The organism is Achromobacter seleniivolatilans, assembly GCF_030864005.1.
Classification (GTDB): Bacteria; Pseudomonadota; Gammaproteobacteria; order Burkholderiales; family Burkholderiaceae_B; genus Achromobacter; species Achromobacter seleniivolatilans.
In genome coordinates, this window is the sequence record NZ_CP132976.1 from 562,682 (window position 1) to 583,589 (window position 20,908).

Here is a 20,908-nt window from a genome sequence, read left to right on the forward strand (position 1 = left end):
GCAGACTATGCCTGCCGCGCCGTTCGCTGGATCAATCAGCCCGCGGATTCAGCACGCGCGCCGCTTGCAGGCCGCTACGCACCGCGCCTTCCAGCACGCCGGGGTAACCCGTGTCGGTCCAGTCACCGGCCAGGGCCAGGGTCGGCCACGGTGTGGAATTCAGCGGCCGGGTCAGGCCGGGCACGGCTGCGAAGGTGGCGCGCTTTTCAATGAACAGCTCGGCGGCAGACACTTCCGGCATGGCGGGCAGGCGGGCCGGATGGCGCGCGGCCTGTTCTGCTACCTGATCGATCAATGCCTCGATAACCTGGTGGCGATTGCGTTCAGCAATGCTGGTGGCGGCACTGGCCACCACGGCCAGTTCGCCCGCCTTGGCGTCGCCGGCCAACTGCGCGCGGTCAAACAGCCATTGGCCGACGTGACCTCGGGCAGCCTCTTCGCGCAGCATCATCATGGGCTCGGGAAGACGCCAGGGCTCCGCCAGCCGCAGGTTTAAGGTGGCGATCGGCAGGTAGTCGAATGCCTTTAGCGCATTCAACAAACCGGTGGCGCCGGCGTCTCGAAGCGGGGTTTCCAGCAATCGCGCAGCAAAAGCGGGCGGCACAGCCAGCACTGCCGCATCAAAACGTTCCTGGTTGATATCGATGCCGTCCGCCGACGGATGCAACTGGCGCACCGTGCTGCCGTAGCGCATGGTGACCTGACGCGCCGCAGCGTCCGGCCATAGCGCCGACAGGTCCGTGCAGGGCAGCAGCATGTCGCTGTTTTCGCGGTTGCCGGTCAGGCTGTCACGCAACACGCGGGCGAACAGCGCAGCGCTGGCGGTTGCGGTGGGCGTGTTCAATGCAGCCAGGCACAGCGGCTCCCAGACCTGACGGATCAGCGCGTCCGATTGAGCGTGATAGTGCAGCAGATGCAATACGGTCCATTCGCGTGGCGGCGTCCACGACATGGCTTTCAGGCCGCGCATCAGGCGCAACGAAGCCAGCCTGTCGGACCATGACAATCCGCGTGCACGCAGGATGGCGAAAGCCATGTGCAGCGGCGCAGGCAAGCGCGGAGCAGACAGATGAAAACGGCCGTCCAGGCTGGCCAGCCGCAAAGGCCTGCGCATCAGCAGCGCGTCGGGGTTGCGCCCCACCCGGCGCATCAGCGCCAGCGTATGTTTGTAGGCGCCCGACAGCAGATGCTGGCCATTGTCCAGCGGCGCATCGAAGTCGCCATGGAACACGCGGCGCGCTCGGCCCCCTGGCGTGTGGCCCGCTTCAAATACCGTAACTTTGGCGCCTGCTTCACGCAGTGCGACGCTGGCGGCCAGCCCCGCCCAGCCTGCGCCAATAACCGCCGCCTTCACTTCGCCAACCGGCGGACCAGCCCGCGTCCGCCGCCCACCCAGGTCTTCCAGGCCAACCACAGCTTGCGCAGGGGCGTGAGCGAGATGCGCTGGTGCAGCACCTGCCAGTTGTCGCGCTCGATCTCGTCAAGCAGTGCGTGATAGATCGCCGCCATCATCAGCCCGGGGCGCTGCGAACGGCGATCCGCTTCGGGCAGGTTGGTCATGGCTTCGCGATACAGCTCGCGGGCGCGATCGGTCTGGAACTTCATGAGCGCGCTGAAACGGTCGGAGTATTCGCCGTTCAGGATGTCCGAGGCCTTGACCTCGAATTGCTGCATGTCGTTGACCGGAATATAGATACGGCCACGGCGCGCGTCATCGCCGACATCGCGGATGATGTTGGTCATCTGGAATGCCAGGCCCAACTTCTCTGCGTAGACCAGCGTTTTGGGATCGCTGTAGCCAAACACGCCGGCGGACAATTCACCTACGACGCCGGCGGCGTGCCAGCAATACTTGCGCAGGCCCGGCCAGTCCAGGTAGCGGGTCTGGTCCAGATCCATTTCCATGCCGTCCACCACGGCCAGCAGGCGCTCGCGGGTGATCGAACAGCTTTGCAGATGCGGCTGCATCGCACGCGTGACGGGGTGGTCGGGCTTGCCGTCGAACATCTGATCGACCTGGGTGCGCCACCAGGCCAGCTTGATGCGGGCCAGCGAAGGGTCGGTGCATTCGTCAACCACGTCATCCACTTCACGGCAGTACGCGTACAGCGCAGTAATGGCGCGGCGGCGTTCGGGCGGAAGGAACAGGAAAGAATAGTAGAAGCTGGAACCGCTCTTGGCGGCTTTCTCCTGGCAGTACTCGTCAGGGGTCATATTAGGCAGGGCCTGTTACTTGATAGAGCGCCACAACATGATGGCCCAGTCTTTGGCGCCCAATTCGGGGCGATTCATAAATACATCGTAGCCGCTCGCCTCGATGCGCTCCAGCACTCGTAGCCCGCCTTGCACCACCAGGCGCAGTTCCAGGCCGAGGCGGCCGGGCAGGCGGCGCGCAAGCGGAGCGCCGAAGTGTAGCAGCGCACGCGTGCGATCCACCTCAAAAGCCATCAGTTCGCGCCAAGCCGGGCTCAGGCGGCAGGCCGCCAGATCGTCGTCCGTCACGCCGAAGCGGCGCAGGTCTTCTTGCGGCAGGTACACGCGCTGCTTATGCCAGTCCACGCGCACGTCCTGCCAGAAGTTCACCAATTGCAATCCGGTGCAGATGGCGTCGCCTTCGGCCACGTCCTGCGGGGTGGACGCATTGAACAGGTGCAGCATCAGCCGTCCGACAGGATTGGCCGATCGTGTGCAGTAGTCAGCAAGCGTCGCGTAATCGTCGTAGCGTTTGACCGTAATGTCCTGCTCAAAGGCGGACAACAGGTCATAAAACGGCGTGATCGGCAGTTGATGCTGCGCAATGGTCTTGGCCAGCGGCGTGAAAATATCAGCCAGAGGCGGCAGGCCGGGCGGGGGCGTGGCGCCGGGTTCCGCGCCGATGCGATGCAGTTCGGTGCGAAACGACGCCAACTGGGCAAGACGCTCGGCGTCCGTGGCGGTGCCTTCGTCGGCGATATCGTCCGCTGCGCGGGCAAACCGGTAAATATCGGTCACGGCGCCGCGCAGCCTGCGCGGCAGCAGCAGCGAGGCGACGGGAAAGTTCTCGTAGTGATCGATGGACATGAGCTGGATGGTCAGATCGGGTTTGGGGGCCCGGTTCACACCATTTTAGAGTAGTCGTTTTCCCAAGGGCAGGGGCGGTGCTCCGTTGGCTGCGATCAGTTAGACTTAAGCGCCACAGGATCTCACACCATGCCGCGCCCAATATTCGCCACTGTTTCCGTCTCTGCTCTTGCGCACAATCTTGCCACCGTGCGCCACCACCTCGAACAGACCGCCGCTGCGGCGTCGGGCCTGCCGCCATCCATCTGGGCGGTCATCAAGGCCAATGCCTACGGCCATGGCATCGAGCAAGCAGTCACCGGGTTTTCCAAGGCCCAAGGCCTGGCGATGCTGGATCTGGACGAAGCCGTGCGTTGCCGCGAGGCCGGTTGGGGCGGGCCGATCCTGTTGCTGGAAGGGTTTTTCAATCCGGCTGATCTGGACCTTGTCGATCGCTATCACCTGAGCACCACCGTGCACAACCGTGAACAGCTGGACATGCTGGCCCGGGCGCGCTTTTCGCGTCGAGTGGACATCATGTTGAAGCTGAACAGCGGCATGAATCGCCTGGGCTTCAGCCCCGCCGCCTACGCCGCCGCGCATGAACGCGCCATGTTGCTGCAACAGCAAGGCACCTTGGGCTCCGTGGGCAAGATGACTCACTTTGCGTCAGCCGATGGCCCGCAGGGCGTGAACGAGCAATTGGCGGTTTTTAATTCGGTGACGCATAAGATGCCTGGGGCAATCAGCGTGTGCAACTCGGCGGCCACGCTGCGTTTCGCGGACATTGCCGTGGGGTCGGCTACGCAGACGCACTGGGTGCGCCCCGGTATCTGCCTGTATGGGGCATCGCCCTTCGCCGATGCGGATGCCACCACCTTCGGCTTGAAGCCCGCCATGTCCCTCAGTTCGGAAATCATCGCCGTGCAGGAGCTCAAGGCGGGTGATTCAGTCGGGTATGGCGGCATTTTCCGGGCCGAGCGCCCCATGCGCATCGGCATCGTCGCCTGCGGTTACGCCGACGGTTATCCTCGTCATGCCACTACCGGCACTCCCGTGGTGGTGGCCGGTATCCGCAGCCAATTGATCGGCCGGGTGTCGATGGACATGTTGATCGTGGACCTGGGTCCCATTCCGGCTGCCGGCGTCGGCGCGCCCGTTGTGCTGTGGGGCGAAGACGGCCCGTCCGTGGACGAGGTCGCCCAGGCTGCCGGCACGATTGGCTACGAGCTTCTGTGCGCCCTGGCGCCTCGCGTTCCCGTTACACGGGACGCCTGAGCCGGCTTGGCCGGGCCTGGCACCCGGTCATCCCGGGCGTGTCCAGCGGGCAATAATTGCTACGCAATTTACAAGACAGCCGGCCCCGGATGGTGTCTACTTGGGAAACCGGGCGCCCAAGCGCCCGTTTTTTGACCAAGAAAACAGACTACGAGGTTTCGATCCATGAAGGACAAATGTGTGCTCATTACGGGCGCCACCAAAGGCATAGGCTGGGCGCTTACTCAGCGGCTGTCCGACATGGGCTGTCATGTGGTTGGCATTGCGCGCAACACGACGGACGTCGATTTCCCCGGCTATCTGTACGCGTGTGACTTGGCCGATGCCGGCCGCACCGAAGAAGTGCTGCGTGAAATCCGCGACAAATTCCCCGTTGACGCCGTGGTGAATAACGTGGGTATTGCGTCGCCCCAGCCGCTGGGCGAAATCGACCTGGCTACGCTTTACAACGTGCTGGATTTGAATGTGCGCGTAGCAGTGCAGGTTACCCAGGCTTTCATCGAATCAATGAAGGTTCGCCGTGCGGGCCGCATCGTCAACGTGGTCAGCCGAGCCATTTATGGCGGTCTGGACCGCACAGCCTATTCGGCCGCCAAGAATGCGCTCGTGGGTTGCACCCGTACCTGGGCGCTGGAACTGGCCGAATACGGTGTCACGTCCAACGCCGTGGCTCCCGGCCCGATTGAAACCGAAATGTTCCGTGCTACCCGGCCTGCTGGCAGCGAAGGCGAAAAGCGCGCGCTGGCTTCCGTGCCGATGAAGCGTCTGGGCACGCCGGCTGAAGTGGCTGCTGCCATCGCTTTCCTGCTGTCGGACGACGCGGGGTTCATTACCGGCCAGGTACTGGGTGTGGATGGCGGGGGAAGCTTGGGCGGACGTTCCTGATTCCCTGGACGTCATAAACGAACAACGCGCACCAAGGTGCGCGTTTTTTTGTTCAGAAGGCCCGGGCTGCTAGTACGGGCCTTTGCCCGCTTCCACCGTCTTCACGTCCTTGAATTCCCCGGCCAGCGTTTCGGCTGCTCGCGCCAGCAGCACCGCATCAACGCCGACGGCCACAAACGTCGCGCCCAGCGCCAGATAGTGCTTGGCTTGCGTCACGCCGCTATGCAGGATGCCGGCAGCCTTGCCCGAGCGCACGATGCGGGTGATGGCGTCGTCTATGGTCTTCAGCACAACCGGGTGATCCGGCTGGCCCAGGTAGCCCATACCCGCTGACAGATCGGCTGGGCCGATGAAGGCGCCGTCCACACCGTCGATCGCCAGGATGTCATCCAAGGCTTCGATACCGGCTGGTGTTTCGATCTGCACCAGCACGCACATCTGATCGTTGGCGCGCTCCAGATAGTTGGGGATGCGGTTCCAGCGGGACGAACGCGCCAGCGCGCTGCCCACGCCCCGGATACCGTCCGGCGGATAACGCACTGCGGCGACCGCTGCGGCGGCTTCCTCTGCGGATTGAATCATGGGCACCAGCAAGGTCTGCGCGCCGGTGTCCAGGATCTGCTTGATCTGCACGGGATCATTCCAGGCCGGACGCACCACGGCCGCCACGGGGTAGGCGGCCACCGATTGCAGCTGTGCCAGAGTGGTCTGCAAGGTGTTGGGGGCGTGCTCGCCATCGATCAGCAACCAGTCGAATCCGGCGCCCGCGATGATTTCCGACGTGTAGGCGCTGGCAAGACCCGCCCACAGACCGATCTGGGGTTGGCGGTCGCGCAAGGCTTGCTTGAAGGTATTGGTCAGGATGTCCATGGACTGCATGCCGCTTTAAATGAAATGACAGTTGACGGAACCCAGCACGCCGTAGTCGACATTAAAGGTGTCGCCGGGCCGGGCAGCCACCGGGCGGGTGAAAGAACCCGACAGAATGATCTCGCCCGCTTCCAGCGCCACATCGTGGGCGGCCAGCTTATTAGCCAGCCATACTACGCCATTGGCGGGGTGATTCAAGACACCGGCGGCTATACCGGTTTCCTCTATCACGGCGTTGCGCGACAGGATTGCGCCGATCCAGCGCAGATCCATGTCGCCGATCTTTACCGGCCGTCCTCCCATCACCACGCCCGCGTTGGCCGCGTTGTCTGCGATGGTGTCGAATACCTTGCGTGGCCGCTTGCTGTCGGGGTCGATGCTGTGTGAGCGGGCGTCGATGATCTCCAGCGCGGGAATCACATAGTCCACCGCGTCATACACCTGGAACAGCGACACGTGCGGCCCTTCAAGCCGCTTGCCCAGCACAAAGGCCAGTTCGACTTCCAGCCGCGGCAGGATGAAGCGGCTGGCTGGAATGTCACTGCCATCATCAAAAAACATGTCGTCCAGCAGCATGCCGAAGTCAGGTTCTTCGATCTGCGACGCCTGCTGCATTGCGCGTGATGTCAGACCAATCTTGTGGCCGCGTTTGATGCGTCCTTCAGCCAGTTTGATGTCCATCCAGGCGCGTTGGATGGCATAGGCGTCTGCGATATTGATCTCGGGGTGTTCCAGCGAAATCTGACGGATCTGCTGGCGGCTGCGTTCAGCCTCGTGCAGACGCGCGGCAATGTCGCGAACAGTTTGGGTATCTAGCATGGAATGTCCTCGCGATTGGGTCAGGCGGGGAAGGGGACGAGCGTATTGATCAGCCGTCCGACGCCTTCGATTTCGGTTACGACTTCATCGCCGGGCACGACGTTCACGATGCCGTCGGGCGTGCCCGTCAGGATCAGGTCGCCGGGCGATAAGGTCATGAAGCTGCTGAAGTACTCAATCAGCGCGGGCACGTCGAACACCATGTCACGGGTGTTGCCGCGCTGGGTCTCGACGCCGTTGACCGTGGTGCGCAGATTGAGATTCATCGGGTCTGGAATATCGTCGCGGTCGACCAGCCAGGGGCCGAGCGGCGTGCAGGTGTCACGGCTTTTTACGCGCAGGTTGGGGCGGTACCAATTTTCCAGGTAATCGCGCAGGGCATAGTCGTTGGCGACCGTGTAGCCCGCCACGTAGTCGTAGGCCTGCCCGCGTTTGACCTGGCGTGCGGTCTTGCCTATTACCACCGCCAGTTCGCATTCATAGTGCATGAAGGCAACGTCTGCTGGCCGCAGGGTGTGCGAACGATGGCCGACGAAGGTATTGGCCGCTTTCAAGAAACCCAGCGGTTCGTCAGGCGCTTTGAAAGACAGTTCCTTGGCGTGGTCCGCATAGTTGATAGCGAGCGTGAACGTCGTGCGCGGTTCGATGGGGGGCAGCCAGTTCACCGCGTCTTCAGCCAGGATTCGGCCGTCCGCCAATCGGATCAGGTTTGGCCCCGCTTCGGTAGCGGCATGAATAGCGCCTTCAAATGCAATGCGTGCGTGTTTCATGGCGGGCTCCTTAGCAGGCGGCGGATAACACGTTGCCCAGCGTGCCGATCTGCGCAATGTGGATGTCGTAGCGCTGACCTGCGCGCACTCGTGGCGCGCCATGGGGGGCGCCGACCAGCAAGATGTCGCCGGCCTCGAAACTCATGAACTGCGTAACGTCGGCGATCAGCCGTGCGACGGGGCGGATCAGACCGGTGGTAGATGCGCGCTGTGCGATCTGGCCATCTACCCGCACTTCAATCTCCAACGCGTCGGGGTTGGACACGGCAGACACCGGTGCAAGATCGTGGCCGATAGGGCAGAAGCCATCGCGGCATTTTTGCTTTAGCGCCGGGCGGAAATAACTGGCGTGCGGAACGGACAGATCCGCAACCACGCGGTAACCCGCCACGTACTCCAATGCGTGGGCTTCGCTTACGCGGGTGGCGCGTTTGGCGAACACCACGCCCAGGCAGGCGCCCACTTCCACTTCGTCAACGTCGGCGGGCAGCGTAATGACCGCGCCGTCCTGCGCATAGGTGTTGGCGGGTTTGATATACAGCACGGGCGCCTGCGGGGCGCCCTTGTGCGGGGGCGACGCTACGGTGTCGCCTAGCGCCGCCAGCGAAGCATGCCAGTTCAGCGCGGCTCCCACGACCGTCCGCGGAAGCGCCGCAGCGGCATGGGCCGCACGCGCTGCCAGGTGCTCGCGATAGTTGTTCTGCTTGTAATTCAGGATCGGGTCCGCTTCTTCGATTTGCATGGACAGCCCCAAGGGGCGCGCCGCCATATGCGATGCGAGCGCGGCCGTCAGCGCCTGGAATACGCGTTCGCCGAGCGCGGCTTTCTGCGCATCATTGCGGCCATGTCCAATGCGCAGCACCACATGCACGAAGGCGTTATCCGGGTGGCCATCGACAATCAGGCAGTCGTCCACACGCAGCGCGCGGGTGCGTGCGCCCGCCAGCGGGAACAGGCTGCCGTCGCCCACGGCGGCGTTTTGCACGGTTCGCATCAGCGCTTGCGTATCCAGGTCCAGGTTGCCGGAATACTCAATCCAGATATGCGGCATGTCTCCCCCTTGCGTCATATAGTTATCATGTTAAGTATCATAGTGAAAAAGGCGGTGCCGGGCAATGCGCGCGGGCGCTTTTTTGTTCCAGCCGGATCGGGGTTTCCCGGCGTTGACAGCGCCAGCTTGCCGGCATAATGTTAACGTGTTAATTAAAATTTGGCAGCCTGTGGATGTTGCCAGTCAGAACGAGGAGCCGCACGTGAGCATCAAGCACTGGATCAATGGCAAACAAGTCGACAGCAAAGATCGCTTCATCACTTACAACCCCGCCACGGGTGAGGCCATTGATGAGGTCGCCGCAGGAGGGCAAGCCGAAATCGATGCGGCCGTGTCCGCCGCGGCTGCCGCCTTTCCCAAGTGGGCCAACACACCCGCCAAGGAGCGTGCCCGGCTGATGCGCCGGCTGGGCGAGCTGATCGATCAGAACGTGCCGCTTCTGGCCGACCTGGAGACCCGCGACACTGGCCTGCCCATTTCGCAAACTCGCAAACAGCTGATTCCGCGCGCGTCAGAGAACTTCAATTTCTTCGCCGAAGTGTGTACACGGATGAACGGCCACACCTATCCGGTCGACGATCAAATGCTGAACTACACGCTCTATCAGCCCGTTGGCGTGTGCGCATTGGTGTCGCCGTGGAACGTGCCCTTCATGACGGCCACCTGGAAGACCGCGCCGTGTCTGGCGTTGGGCAACACCGCGGTGCTGAAAATGTCCGAGCTGTCTCCCCTGACCGCAGACCAATTGGGGCGGCTGGCGCTGGAAGCTGGCATACCGGCCGGCGTGTTGAACGTGGTACAGGGCGATGGCGCCAACGCGGGCGATGCGCTGGTGCGCCACCCGGGCGTGCGGGCCATTTCTTTTACAGGGGGCACTGTTACCGGTAAAAAGATCCTGGCCAGCGCGGGCGGCATCAAGAAATATTCGATGGAGCTGGGCGGCAAATCTCCAGTTCTGATCTTTGACGATGCGGATATCGACCGCGCGCTGGACGCCGCGCTGTTCACCATCTTTTCTCTGAATGGCGAGCGTTGCACCGCCGGGTCGCGCATCTTCGTTCAGCAGACCATCTACGACGCATTCGTGCAGAAGTTTGCCGAGCGCGCAGACCGGCTGGTCGTGGGCGACCCCGGCGACGACGCCACTCACGTAGGCGCAATGATCTCGCGTCAGCACTGGGAAAGGGTCACGGGCTACATTCATCTGGCCGAAAAGGAAGGCGCCCGCATCCTGGCGGGCGGCGCCGGCAAACCTGCGGGTCTGCCGGCACATCTGGCAGGCGGCCATTTTGTGCGCCCCACGGTGCTGGCGGACGTCGACAACCGCATGCGGTGCGCCCAGGAAGAGATTTTTGGACCGGTCGCCTGCCTGCTGCCCTTCAAGGACGAGGCCGACGGTCTGGCGCTCGCCAACGATGTGAAGTACGGGCTGGCTTCGTATATCTGGACCAGTGACATCGGCCGGGCACACCGGTTGGCCCGCGGCATCGAAGCCGGCATGGTCTTCATCAACAGCCAGAACGTGCGAGATTTGCGCCAGCCGTTTGGCGGCACGAAGGAATCCGGCACCGGCCGGGAGGGCGGGGAATACAGCTACGAAGTGTTCGCCGAAATCAAGAACGTCTGCGTGTCGATGGGCGGCCATCACATTCCGAAATGGGGCGCTTGAGCGCGGCCTGAACCGATCCACACCAAAACATAATCGATCCCGAGATCGAGGAGGCAATCATCATGGGTAAGCTCGCGCTGGCGGCTAAGGTGACTCACGTGCCGTCAATGTATTTGTCGGAACAGCCCGGCAAGCATCACGGGTGCCGAGAAGCCGCCATTCAGGGGCATCGCATCATCGGACAGCGATGCCGCGATCTGGAAGTGGACAGCATCGTGGTGCTGGATGTGCATTGGCTGGTCAACGCCGGCTATCACGTGAACGCTAACGCGCATTTCAAGGGCCGCTACACCAGCAACGAACTGCCGCACTTCATCAAGGACATGGACTACGCCTATAACGGCAACCCGGCGTTGGGCCGCCTTGTCGCAGAACATGCAAATGCCGCAGGCGTGGGCACGCGCTCGCACGAGATCGACAGCCTTGAATTGGAATACGGCACCTTGGTGCCAATGCGCTACATGAACGAAGATGGCCGCTTCAACGTGGTGTCCGTGGCGGCGTGGTGCGCCTGGCACACGCTGGAAGAAAGCCGCCGCTTTGGCGCGGCGCTACGTCAGGCCATTGAATCCAGCGACAGCCGCGTGGCCGTGCTGGCAAGCGGATCTTTATCGCACCGCTTCAATGACAACGGCAGCCCGGAAGCCGCCATGCATCAGATCAGCCGCGAGTTCTATCGCCAGGTTGACCTGCGCGTGGTGGATCTGTGGCGGCAAGGGGATTGGAAAACCTTCTGCGCCATGCTGCCCGAATACGCCGGCCTATGCGTGGGCGAGGGCGGCATGCACGACACGGCGATGCTGCTGGGACTGTTGGGTTGGGACAAATACGACAAACCAGTGGAGATCGTGACCGACTACTTCACCAGTTCCGGCACGGGGCAGATCAACGCGATCTTTCCGGTGCCGGCCTGAGCTCAGGTTTTCTCGGACTCATCTGAACCCGGTGCGTCGCGCTTGATCAAGTCGACCATGGCGTCCACATCGCGGTACAGGCGATCTAGCAATTCCTTGCCGATCTTGCCCTCGATCTCTTGGTACTTCGCATCGACTTGCGGACGCATGCGGTCGATCAGCTTGTTGCTCTTGGGGGTCAGCGATATTTCCTGGCGCCGCTGATCGGCGTTGGAACGCACCCGCTTGATCAGGCCTTGTTCTTCCATGCCAGCCAGCATGCGGGTCAGGCTGGGACTCAGGATTTGGCAGCTGCGCGCGATCTGGTTGGGTTCCATGGAGTCCACCTCGCTTAATGTGCGCAACACACGCCACTGTTGTTCGGTGACGCCGGCCGCGTGCAGCACGGGACGGAAATGCGCCATCAGGGTTTCGCGTGCGTAGAGCAGCAGATGGGGAAGATTGCGGTGGTGGAAGCTCGGACTCATGGCGGCTATGTTAGCAAGAAGCCGTGCTGTCTTTGATCAATTCTTTGCAGGCGGGGAAGGCGCGCACAGCCATCGGACCGCTATGGGAAGCGGGCCGATACCTGTAACGGGCCGGATCAGGCCGGGTTTTGCTGCGCCAATTCCTGCAAATCGTCCGGCAGGGTCAGGTCGGGTGCGCCTTGCTGCAATTCGCGCAAAGCCGCCACGGCCTCATCTTGCTGATCGTCCTGCATCAGCGCCCGGATGTGAGCCACTCGGGCCTCGACGTCTTGCTCGCTGAACGCCACGACCTCGGTAGCAGTGGCGTCGCCGGGTTGGGCAGTGCCGGCAGGCTCGGCCGTAGGCGCAGCCTGAGTGGGCGCGGCTTCGGCAGCGGGTGCGGCAACGCGTTGGGTGACGGGCGGTGATTGCTTGACGGCCACGGCATCCGTCAGCACGGCGGCGGGCGCGGGCGAGCGCTCGGCACTTGTGCTGGCTTCATGGGGAGCGGTCAATTGGGCGTTCATATCCGCCATGTCTGCGCTTTCGCGCATGTCGGTCCACGCGAACAGGCCGGCCACCATCGCAGCGCAGGCCGCAGCAGCCCAGCCAGGATGCCAGCTATGGCCAGCGTGCCAACTGCGTCGCACCGCAGCGTCCAGCTCGGGTGTGTTCCCGGGTCTGGGCTTGCGGTACAGGGCGCGCAGATCCCGTTCGTCGTCTTCGTCAAAGGGGGGGCGATAGGTAATGCTCATGCGCGTACTCCTCGCGCATACGCCGGGTGGTTGACGTATTCGCGTTTGACCTCTGCGTGCGCCGCGCCGGTTGTCCGGCGATCTCGTCGTGGCTCGGGTCTTGTTCCGGTTTAGGCGGCAAAAAAAAAGCCGCATGGTGATTGCGCCGCGATTCCCGTTGCTGCGCCCTTGCGGGCGTGTGGCGTTGGGTATGCCGTCCTGGACTGGGCGGTTCGACAATGCGCTGCACCTGCCGATTATGCGCGATTTGTGGAATTCAAGCAGGTAATTTCTTGAGTTTGCATCGTGTAACGTCAGCGTGTCCCTTTTTATGAAAGCAAAATGACAGATTGGTGCGCCAACACGGTGCAAATGCGTCATGGGGATGGGTTATTTGATGCGACGCCTTCGCACGCAGTGCTGCGCAGATCACGCGCTGCATAGGCGGGTTGCCGGTACACTTTCGCGCATGGCCAAATCCCGAACTGTTTACGTCTGCGCCGACTGCGGCGGCACCACCCCGAAGTGGCAGGGCAAATGCCCGCATTGCAATGCTTGGAACACCCTTGAAGAAACGGTGGAGTCCTCGTCGCCCGCTGCGGCCGCCCATCGCTACGCACCCTTGGCTTCTGCCAGCCCGGTGCGCAGCCTGTCTGAAATCGAAGCCCGTGAAACGCCTCGTCAGCCCACGGGGCTGGATGAGTTTGACCGGGTGCTGGGCGGCGGCCTGGTAGCTGGCGCGGTGGTGCTGATAGGCGGCGACCCTGGCATTGGCAAGTCCACCTTGTTACTTCAAGCGCTGGCGTCGATGTCCCTGACCACCAACGTGTTGTATGTCACAGGCGAAGAATCCGCCGAACAGGTGGCTCTGCGCGCCCGCCGCCTGGACTTGCAGACCGGCAACGTCAATTTGCTGGCCGAGATCCGGCTGGAAGCCATTCAAGCGGCCGTTTCCGAGCAAAAGCCCACGGTTGCGGTCATTGACTCGATTCAGACGGTGTATAGCGGTGAACTGAGCGCGGCGCCGGGTTCGGTGTCGCAGGTGCGCGAATGCGCGGCGCAATTGACGCGTCTGGCCAAGCAGACGGGCATCGCCATCGTCATGATCGGTCACGTAACCAAGGACGGCGCGCTGGCGGGGCCGCGTGTGCTGGAACACATCGTCGACACGGTGCTGTATTTCGAAGGCGACACGCATTCGTCGTTCCGTCTGGTGCGGGCGTTCAAGAACCGCTTCGGCGCGGTCAACGAATTGGGCGTCTTTGCAATGACGGACCGCGGCCTGCGCGGCGTGGCGAATCCGTCCGCGCTATTTCTGTCGCAACACGAACAGCAAGTGGCGGGCTCCTGCGTCATGGCCACGCAAGAGGGCACGCGTCCGCTGCTGGTAGAAATTCAAGCCTTGGTCGACAGTTCTCACGCGCCGAACCCGCGCCGGCTGACCGTGGGCCTGGAAGGCAACCGGCTGGCGATGTTGCTGGCGGTGCTGCACCGGCATGCCGGGGTATCAACCTTTGATCAGGATGTCTTCGTCAACGCGGTGGGCGGCGTGCGCATTACAGAACCTGCGGCGGACCTGCCGGTGCTGCTGTCCATCATGTCTTCCCTGCGCGACAAACCACTGCCGCGCGGTCTGATCGCATTTGGTGAGGTCGGTCTGGCGGGCGAGATCCGGCCCGCGCCGCGTGGTCAGGAACGGCTACGCGAAGCGGCCAAGCTGGGTTTTTCCATTGCGTTGATTCCCAAGGCCAACGCGCCGCGCCAGCCCATCGAGGGCCTGGAGATCTGGGCGGTGGACCGGCTGGACGCCGCGCTGGATAAATTGCGTTGACCCCACGGCCAGCTCTGGCTCGTGGCGGTTTTCATCTCTGAAATTCTTTTCTTGATTGCCTGCGCGACACAACGCCAGGCGTGCTGGAGCAAGACGTGAGTCTGTATGTAATTGCCGTGTGCCTGGCCGCCGGCGGTCTGATTGGCTTCATGGGTGGCGCGCTTGGCATCGGCGGCGGCCTGATCGCCATTCCCGCGCTGGTGTTGCTGATGGGGATGTCGCAGCAACTGGCGCAAGGCACCGCGTTGATCATGGTGCTGCCCGCCATCACCATGGCGGTGCGCAAGTACAACCAGCAGACACGTATCGATAGGCGTGTCGCCTTGGCGGGCGCGGCGGGCGCAGTCGTGTTCACGTGGGTCGGTGCGCGGCTGGCGCTGGGCATCGATTCCAGCATCCTGCGTCAGAGCTTTGCGGTATTTCTGTTCTTCATCGCGCTGTTCTATGTCTGGCAGACATGGCGCGCATCGCGCCCTGCGGCCCGTCACCAGCATAAGGACAAGCGTCCCGCGCCTGTATTCACGCCGCGCCTTGCTACGCTGCTGGGCATCCTGTGCGGAACCTTGGGCGGATTCTTTGGCGTTGGCGGCGCAGTGCTGGCCGTGCCCATCATCACGTCGGTCTTCCGTCTGCCGCAAACGACTGCGCAAGCGCTGGCGTTGAGCATGGTCATTCCAGGCTCGACCATCGCGCTCATCACGTACGCATGGGCAGGCCAGGCCAACTGGACGGTCGGCTTGCCGCTAGCCATTGGCAGTCTGCTCTTCGTGCCTGTAGGCGTGCGTCTGGCGTACCGCCTTCCCGAACGAAAGCTGAGAGCCTGCTTCGCGCTCATGCTGTTCGCTACCGTCGCGTTATTGGCCTTCGAGGCGTAGTGCTGTTATTGCCACTTCATGCGGGCGCTCGCTGGCCAAGCTTGTATAGGATGACGAATCGAGCTGCGCCCTGCAAACGGTGATACCGGTATGCGACGACAACCGCAAGGTTTTGCAACCGTCTTGGGGCGTTAGTATTCCATACCCGTATCGGGTATGATTTCGGAGTGCGTACGTAATGAAATCCTTTAAGCGCAAGAATTTCGCCCGATGGCAAAGGAGCGAGAATTTGCCCGACGCCAGCTTGTGCGAGGCGCTTCAAGAGATGGAACATGGCCTGATCAATGCAGACCTCGGAGGTTCCCTTTACAAGAAGCGAATCGCTCGTGCGGGCGGCGGTAAGCGAGACGCTTATCGCGCTTTGTTGTCTGCACGGATTGGTAGCCGTTACGTGTTTCTGCATGGGTTTTCCAAGAGCGCCAAAGACGGCATTTCAGAGGACGAAAGACGGGCCCTGCAATTCGCTGGCAGAGTGTTCCTGGAATTGTCTGCAGAAGGGCTGTCCACGGCGGTACGGATTGGTGTTCTATCGGAGGTAAGTTGTGGCGAGCAAAATCATTGAATCCCTGCGTGACGATCTGACTGCGCTGCACGATGCCGGCGTGGTTGGAAAAGTGACGATGCGCGAGTTCGACGCTATTTGCCCGCCGCCGGTACGAAAGTTCAGCCCAACCGACATCAAGCACTTGCGCGAAAAGCTGCAATTCAGTCAACCCGTGTTCGCGCTATATCTGCATACGACGGCGTCCACAGTGCGCAAATGGGAGCAGGGCGAGACCCAGCCTACAGGTCCGGCGCTGAAATTGTTGAACATCATTGCCGACAAGGGCTTGCAGGCGATTGTCTGATGACGGCGCTACGCGGCCCGCAGTCACAGCAACCCACAGCGCGCCAGGTATGACGAGTCGTTAGCGGCAGAAAGTTTGTGGTTCCGCATTGAACCTTCCAGGTGGTCCGGCTTCCAACGGAGTACGGGGTAAGCGGCGATGTTGCCGCCCCGCGTCGGAAAGGCTTCTGGCCTTATACATTTAGGAGTTCATGAAATGACGACTCACTCCCGTATTGCTGCGTTCTTATCCACCTCGGCCTTATGCCTCGGTCTTGCTGCTGCGCCTTCTGCGTTTGCGGCGGGCGCCGATGCCACAGCCAAGGCGGGTGAAACCAAGACCCAAGCGCAGCACAAGCATCACAAGTCTGACAAGTCGTCCGCCAAGCAGGGGACAGGCAAGTCGGATCACGCAGCAAAGATGGACAAGTCCGGCGCCACGACGCCGGCAAAGTAGGCAGGGGCTGAGAAGCCCTGAGTAGTTCCTTTGCAAGAAGACTTGCGGTCCCGCGGGGAGCGTAAAGTCGAAAGCCTCTCGGTATGGGCACCGAGAGGCTTTTTCATTTCTGGATCAGACGCTTTTGCGCGCAGCCGCAAGCGCGGCTGAGGCAAGGCGCGGGCTTACTCCACCGGCGTGATGACGTGGCCGGTTTCGAAATAGGCTCGTAGATTGTCCAGCATCAGGTTTTCCATGCCCAGGCGTGTTTCAAGCGTTGCGCTGCCGATGTGCGGCAAGATCACGGCGTTGTCGCTCTTGATGAGAGCCTCGGGTACCTTGGGTTCGTGCTCGAATACGTCAAGCGCTGCGCAACCCAGCTTGCCGGCTTCCAGCGCCGCGACCAGCGCGGTTTCGTCGATGACCGGACCACGCGCGATGTTGACGATGATGCCCTTGGGGCCCAAGGCTTCCAGGACTTCTTGGTTGACCAGATGGCGTGTGCTGGGGCCTCCCACGGTGGCGACGATCAGGAAATCGGCCCACTTGGCCAGATCCGTCAGCGACGCTTCGTAGCCGTAAGCGATGTCATCACGCTTGCGCCGGTTGTGATAGCGCACATCCATATCGAAACCCGTGCCGCGTTTGGCAATGGCTTCGCCAATGCGGCCCAGACCCACAATGCCCAGCTTCTTGCCGCTGACGCGCAGGCCCAGCGGAATGCTGCCGTGAACCTGGCCCCATTGCCCAGCGCGCACGAAACGTTCGCCCTGGCCCATACGCCGAGCGCCGGCGATCAGCAGGCCCCAGGCCAGATCCGCCACGCAGTCCGTCAAGACGTCAGGAGTATTGCTGACCTGCACGCCACGCTTATGGGCGGCCTCGACGTCGATGGTTTCATAACCCACGCCCCAGCTGCAAATGGCTTTCAGGTCGGGCAGCGCGTTGATCAGTTCGGCATTGGCGCCGTAGTTGGCCGACGTGACGACGGCCGTAATGCCCTTGCCGTGTTCGGCCAGCGCGGCCTTGCGGTCGGGAAATTTCCACAGCTCAACTACGTCATAGCGGTCTGCAAGGCTTTTGTTGGCGGTAGGGGAGCCGGCCAGCGAGCCGACCTGGATGATGCGATGCTTAGTGGTCATGTTGTCGTACGAGTGGGTGGCGAAAACGATCATGCTACTTGATTCAACCTTGAATCAAGCTGAGGGGATGCCCGCAGCCATCCCCTCATTTGCTTATTCCAACTGGATGTTCGCTTTCTGGATCACATCCTTCCAACGCTTGACCTCGCCTTGTTGAAACGCGGTGAACTGCTGCGGCGTATTGGCCACGACTTCAAAGCCCAGCCCTTGCAACGTTTGTTCCGTCTTCGGGTCGCGCAGCGCGGTTTGCAAGGCTTTGGACAGCTGTTGCACCACCGCGTCGGGCGTGCCCTTTGGTACGGCGAAACCTTGCCAGGAATACACCACCATATCTTTGATGCCCGATTCGCCCAGCGTCGGCACGTTGGGCAGATCTGCCGCGCGCGCGTCGCCGGTGATAGCCAGCGCCTTCAGCTTGCCGGCCTTGATGTGGTTTTGCACCGCGCCCAGATTCTGGAAGGACACATTGACCTGTCCGCCGATCAGGTCGGCAATCGCGGCGCCGCCGCCTTTGTACGGGACGTCCACGCCTGTGCTGTCCGTGCGTTGGCGGAACAGCACTGCGGACAAGTGATCCGATGAACCCGTGCCGGAAGAGGCGTAGGACACGGTGCCCGGGTTCTTCTTCGCATAGGCCACCAATTCCGCTACGGTGCTGGCGGGAAACGTGGGGGCGGCGACCAGCACATTGGGGTTGCGCACCGCTTGCGTCAGATACGTGAAATCTTTGCTGGGGTTGTAGGAAAGATTTTTGTAGAGCGCCTCGTTGATGGCAAACGTGCCGATCGAGCCGACCATCATGGTGTAGCCGTCCGCGGTGCTGCGCGCCAGAGCCTGCGCACCAATGGCGCTGTTGGCGCCAGGTTTGTTCTCGACCACGAAGGTCTGCCCCAAGATCTTTGACAGGGCGGGCGTGACGGACCGCGCAGTAATGTCGGACGACCCGCCCGGCACAAAGGGAACGATCATCGTGACCGGTTTTTCAGGGTAGCCGGCAGCATGCGCAACCGGCACGGCAAGCAGTACGGCGCCTGCGGCGGCCACCGCGCTGATGAGTTTATTCATGTTGTCTCCTGGTTCGCGTGATGTTGAAGAACCCGCCGCCCACGCGTTGCGGGCGGGCCCGTATCGGCGTCAGGTCAGTCGACCTTGGCGCCGGATGTCTTCACGACCGCTGCCCACTTGACGGTTTCTTGCGCCATGAACTGCTTGAATTGCGTGGGGGTGTTGCCCGATGGCGTGGCGCCCTGGGCTTGCAACTGGGCGCGCACGGCCTCTTGCTGCAAGGCGGCCGACACGTCGCGCTGGATTTTTTCTACGATTTGGGGCGGCGTGCCTGCCGGCGCCAACAGGCCGAACCAGCTGGATGCCTCGTATCCCTTCACGCCGGATTCAGCCAGTGTTGGCACGTCGGGCAAAGCGGGTGAGCGCGCCGCGGTAGTGACCGCCAGGGGCCGCAACTTCCCGCCTTTGATAAAACCCATGGAGGACGGCAGATTGTCGAAGATCAGATCGGCCGAACCGGCCATCACGTCGGTCAATGCCGGGCTGCTGCCCTTGTAGGGCACGTGCGTCATGCGAGTGCCCGTCATGGTCTGGAACAGTTCGCCTGACAGATGCGTGGATGTCCCGTTGCCGGTGGACGCCATGTTGACACTGCCGGGATTGGCCTTCAGATACTTGATCAGGTCCGCCACAGTGCGGATGCCATGCTTGTCCGCAAATTTGGGATTCAGCTCAAGAATGTTCGGCACCGGGATGACGAGCGTCACCGGCACGAAATCCTTGACCGGGTCATACGGCAGCTTGGCGTAAACGGATTGGTTGATGGCATGTGTGCTGACTGTGCCCATCAGCAAGGTGTAGCCATCGGCGGTTGCGCGCGCAGCTTCTGCCGTGCCCACATTGCCGCCCGCGCCTGCCTTGTTGTCCACCACGACTGCCTTGTTCCAGCTCTTGCCCAGTTCCGCAGCCACGATTCTTGCCGCGATGTCGGCAGTGCCGCCGGCGGGGAAGGGCACGATGATCTTCACGTCTCGTTCAGGATAGTCGGCCAGTGCCGGTGCTGCAGATAGCAGAAAGGCCGTGGCCGTCAACGCGGACATGATGGCGGCGGCCGCGATCCTACGGCCTCGCACAGGGGCTGCATTCATGAATTCTGTCTCCTCGGTGTGCGCGTGGCCGCGCATCGTTTGTGGGGATACCGCGCCCCTGGCATGGCCCGAGGCTTGAAGCCGCTGGCGCTTATCGCAACCCGCGTTGTGATGCCTTTTTTGCTTGTCAAACAAATATAGGTATTGAGAATTCACTTGTCAACCAAGTATACTTTTTTCACCTTACTCATCTGACAACTGGATCAGCCAGGAGCTCCGTCCATGAAAACTTCACCGGTCACCGCCCAGGATTTGCAGCGTTCGGTTATCGCCGTGCCGCCTCTGGCCCGCCACGACGATCTGTCCCTGAACGAAGCCGCCAACAAGGCCCTGCTAGGTCACCTGGAAGCGGGCGGCGTGCGCAACGTCATGTACGGCGGCAATGCCAATTTCTATAACGTGGGCGTCAGTGAGTACGGACGCATCGTGGATATGCTGGCTGGGCTGGCAGGCGCCGACACCTGGATACTGCCGTCTGTTGGTCCCGACTACGGCAAGATGATGGATCAGGCGGCGATTTTGCGATCCCGCGCTTTTCCGACTGCCATGCTGCTGCCCATGTCTTTTCCGTACACCGATGCCGGCCTTGCCGACGGGGTGCGCCGGTTTACCGACGCCTTGGGCAAGCCGGCCGTGGTCTATATCAAATCGGCCGACTACCTTGCGCCCGCCACCGCAGCGCGGTTGATCGAAGAGGGCCGCATCGTGGCGTTCAAGTACGCCGTCGTCCGCGACAACCCGTCGAAGGATGCGTATTTGTCGTCCCTGTTGCAGTCGGTGGATTCGCGCTGGATCGTCAGCGGCATCGGCGAACGTCCGGCCATCATTCACTACCGCGATTTCGGCTTGAAGAGTTTCACCTCGGGGTCCGTCTGCGTGGCGCCGCGCGGTTCGATGCGCTTGCTGCAACTGCTGCGCGAAGGGCGCTACGACGAGGCTGAAACGGTGCGTGAACAATACATGGGCCTGGAAGATTGCCGCGATGGGATCAGCCCCATCCGCGTGTTGCATGATGCGGTCACCTTGTCGGGCGTAGCGGACATGGGGCCGATGTTGCCGCTGTTGACGGGCATCTCCAGCGCCGAGCGCGAACGGGTAGCGCCGGTGGCTCGCGCCCTGGCGGCGTGGGATCGGGAAACCGTGGCGGCCTGAGACCGCCTGACATGGCCA

Annotated in this window: 22 protein-coding genes; 10 read left to right on the forward strand and 12 right to left on the reverse strand. The window is 62.2% G+C overall.

From position 1 onward, the window contains the following. Positions 1–31: 31 nt before the first annotated feature. Genes hpnE through hpnC form a run of 3 tightly spaced genes read right to left on the reverse strand, consistent with a single transcriptional unit; the run spans position 32 to position 3,060 of the window. Positions 32–1,354, reverse strand: a complete 1,323-nt coding sequence (gene hpnE, locus RAS12_RS02545; RefSeq protein WP_306951269.1) for a hydroxysqualene dehydroxylase HpnE — start codon at positions 1,352–1,354, stop codon at positions 32–34. Continuing rightward, positions 1,351–2,214, reverse strand: coding sequence for a presqualene diphosphate synthase HpnD (gene hpnD / locus RAS12_RS02550; protein WP_306944932.1), 864 nt, complete (start codon positions 2,212–2,214; stop codon positions 1,351–1,353). Before hpnD ends, hpnE begins: the two co-directional genes overlap by 4 nt. A 15-nt stretch (positions 2,215–2,229) precedes the next feature. Further along, positions 2,230–3,060 carry a squalene synthase HpnC gene (gene hpnC, locus RAS12_RS02555; protein WP_306944933.1) on the reverse strand — a complete coding sequence of 277 codons (831 nt, stop codon included), beginning with the start codon at positions 3,058–3,060 and terminating at the stop codon, positions 2,230–2,232. A 129-nt stretch (positions 3,061–3,189) separates the two neighbouring features. Here hpnC and alr point away from each other — a divergent pair, with 129 nt between their 5' ends. Both alr and RAS12_RS02565 read left to right on the forward strand, forming a co-directional pair. After that, a complete protein-coding gene (gene alr, locus RAS12_RS02560) occupies positions 3,190–4,317 on the forward strand; it encodes an alanine racemase (RefSeq protein ID WP_306944934.1) in 1,128 nt (375 codons plus the stop codon). A 165-nt stretch (positions 4,318–4,482) separates the two neighbouring features. Then, positions 4,483–5,202 (forward strand): SDR family oxidoreductase, encoded by a 720-nt coding sequence (locus tag RAS12_RS02565; RefSeq protein ID WP_306944935.1) that lies wholly within the window; start codon positions 4,483–4,485, stop codon positions 5,200–5,202. A gap of 69 nt (positions 5,203–5,271) precedes the next feature. Here the strand turns inward: RAS12_RS02565 and hpaI are convergent, their stop codons facing one another. From hpaI to RAS12_RS02585, 4 genes are read right to left on the reverse strand one after another with little or no spacing between them, the layout of a single operon-like run. Next, entirely contained in the window at positions 5,272–6,072 is an 801-nt protein-coding gene (gene hpaI, locus RAS12_RS02570; RefSeq protein ID WP_306944936.1) for a 4-hydroxy-2-oxoheptanedioate aldolase, read from the reverse strand. Positions 6,073–6,087: 15 nt separating this feature from the next. Further along, the gene (hpaH, locus tag RAS12_RS02575; protein WP_306944937.1) at positions 6,088–6,891 is read right to left on the reverse strand and encodes a 2-oxo-hept-4-ene-1,7-dioate hydratase; all 804 of its coding nucleotides are present in this window, start codon (positions 6,889–6,891) and stop codon (positions 6,088–6,090) included. Positions 6,892–6,911: 20 nt separating this feature from the next. After that, complete coding sequence (locus RAS12_RS02580; RefSeq protein WP_306944938.1) at positions 6,912–7,661, reverse strand: fumarylacetoacetate hydrolase family protein; 750 nt, start codon at positions 7,659–7,661, stop codon at positions 6,912–6,914. 10 nt (positions 7,662–7,671) lie between these two features. After that, on the reverse strand, positions 7,672–8,730 hold the full coding sequence (locus RAS12_RS02585) for a fumarylacetoacetate hydrolase family protein (RefSeq protein WP_306944939.1): 1,059 nt from the start codon (positions 8,728–8,730) through the stop codon (positions 7,672–7,674). A gap of 184 nt (positions 8,731–8,914) precedes the next feature. On the opposite strand from RAS12_RS02585, the gene hpaE reads away from it, so the two are divergent. Continuing rightward, positions 8,915–10,381 (forward strand): 5-carboxymethyl-2-hydroxymuconate semialdehyde dehydrogenase, encoded by a 1,467-nt coding sequence (hpaE, locus tag RAS12_RS02590; protein ID WP_306944940.1) that lies wholly within the window; start codon positions 8,915–8,917, stop codon positions 10,379–10,381. A gap of 62 nt (positions 10,382–10,443) precedes the next feature. Continuing rightward, positions 10,444–11,295 carry a 3,4-dihydroxyphenylacetate 2,3-dioxygenase gene (hpaD, locus tag RAS12_RS02595; RefSeq protein ID WP_306944941.1) on the forward strand — a complete coding sequence of 284 codons (852 nt, stop codon included), beginning with the start codon at positions 10,444–10,446 and terminating at the stop codon, positions 11,293–11,295. 2 nt (positions 11,296–11,297) lie between these two features. Here the strand turns inward: hpaD and hpaR are convergent, their stop codons facing one another. Both hpaR and RAS12_RS02605 read right to left on the reverse strand, forming a co-directional pair. Beyond that, complete coding sequence (hpaR, locus tag RAS12_RS02600) at positions 11,298–11,762, reverse strand: homoprotocatechuate degradation operon regulator HpaR (protein ID WP_306944942.1); 465 nt, start codon at positions 11,760–11,762, stop codon at positions 11,298–11,300. Positions 11,763–11,878: 116 nt separating this feature from the next. Beyond that, positions 11,879–12,496, reverse strand: coding sequence for a hypothetical protein (locus RAS12_RS02605; protein ID WP_306944943.1), 618 nt, complete (start codon positions 12,494–12,496; stop codon positions 11,879–11,881). A 448-nt stretch (positions 12,497–12,944) separates the two neighbouring features. Between RAS12_RS02605 and radA the strand changes: the two genes are divergently transcribed. From radA to RAS12_RS02630, 5 genes are all read left to right on the forward strand, one after another. Next, entirely contained in the window at positions 12,945–14,306 is a 1,362-nt protein-coding gene (gene radA / locus RAS12_RS02610) for a DNA repair protein RadA (RefSeq protein WP_306944944.1), read from the forward strand. Between the two features lie 95 nt (positions 14,307–14,401). Beyond that, positions 14,402–15,181, forward strand: coding sequence for a sulfite exporter TauE/SafE family protein (locus RAS12_RS02615; protein ID WP_306944945.1), 780 nt, complete (start codon positions 14,402–14,404; stop codon positions 15,179–15,181). 178 nt (positions 15,182–15,359) lie between these two features. Then, entirely contained in the window at positions 15,360–15,743 is a 384-nt protein-coding gene (locus RAS12_RS02620) for a type II toxin-antitoxin system RelE/ParE family toxin (RefSeq protein ID WP_306944946.1), read from the forward strand. Continuing rightward, entirely contained in the window at positions 15,724–16,029 is a 306-nt protein-coding gene (locus RAS12_RS02625; protein WP_306944947.1) for a helix-turn-helix domain-containing protein, read from the forward strand. Before RAS12_RS02620 ends, RAS12_RS02625 begins: the two co-directional genes overlap by 20 nt. Positions 16,030–16,224: 195 nt before the next feature. Then, on the forward strand, positions 16,225–16,464 hold the full coding sequence (locus tag RAS12_RS02630; protein WP_306944948.1) for a hypothetical protein: 240 nt from the start codon (positions 16,225–16,227) through the stop codon (positions 16,462–16,464). Between the two features lie 164 nt (positions 16,465–16,628). Here RAS12_RS02630 and RAS12_RS02635 read toward each other — a convergent pair whose 3' ends face one another. The 3 genes from RAS12_RS02635 to RAS12_RS02645 all read right to left on the reverse strand — a co-directional run bounded on the left by RAS12_RS02635 (position 16,629) and on the right by RAS12_RS02645 (position 19,738). Further along, a complete protein-coding gene (locus RAS12_RS02635) occupies positions 16,629–17,585 on the reverse strand; it encodes a 2-hydroxyacid dehydrogenase (RefSeq protein ID WP_306951271.1) in 957 nt (318 codons plus the stop codon). A gap of 93 nt (positions 17,586–17,678) precedes the next feature. Further along, a complete protein-coding gene (locus RAS12_RS02640; RefSeq protein ID WP_306944949.1) occupies positions 17,679–18,650 on the reverse strand; it encodes a Bug family tripartite tricarboxylate transporter substrate binding protein in 972 nt (323 codons plus the stop codon). Between the two features lie 74 nt (positions 18,651–18,724). Further along, positions 18,725–19,738 (reverse strand): Bug family tripartite tricarboxylate transporter substrate binding protein, encoded by a 1,014-nt coding sequence (locus RAS12_RS02645; RefSeq protein ID WP_306944950.1) that lies wholly within the window; start codon positions 19,736–19,738, stop codon positions 18,725–18,727. Between the two features lie 222 nt (positions 19,739–19,960). Here RAS12_RS02645 and RAS12_RS02650 point away from each other — a divergent pair, with 222 nt between their 5' ends. Beyond that, positions 19,961–20,890, forward strand: coding sequence for a dihydrodipicolinate synthase family protein (locus RAS12_RS02650; RefSeq protein WP_306944951.1), 930 nt, complete (start codon positions 19,961–19,963; stop codon positions 20,888–20,890). The last annotated feature ends 18 nt before the right edge of the window (positions 20,891–20,908 follow it).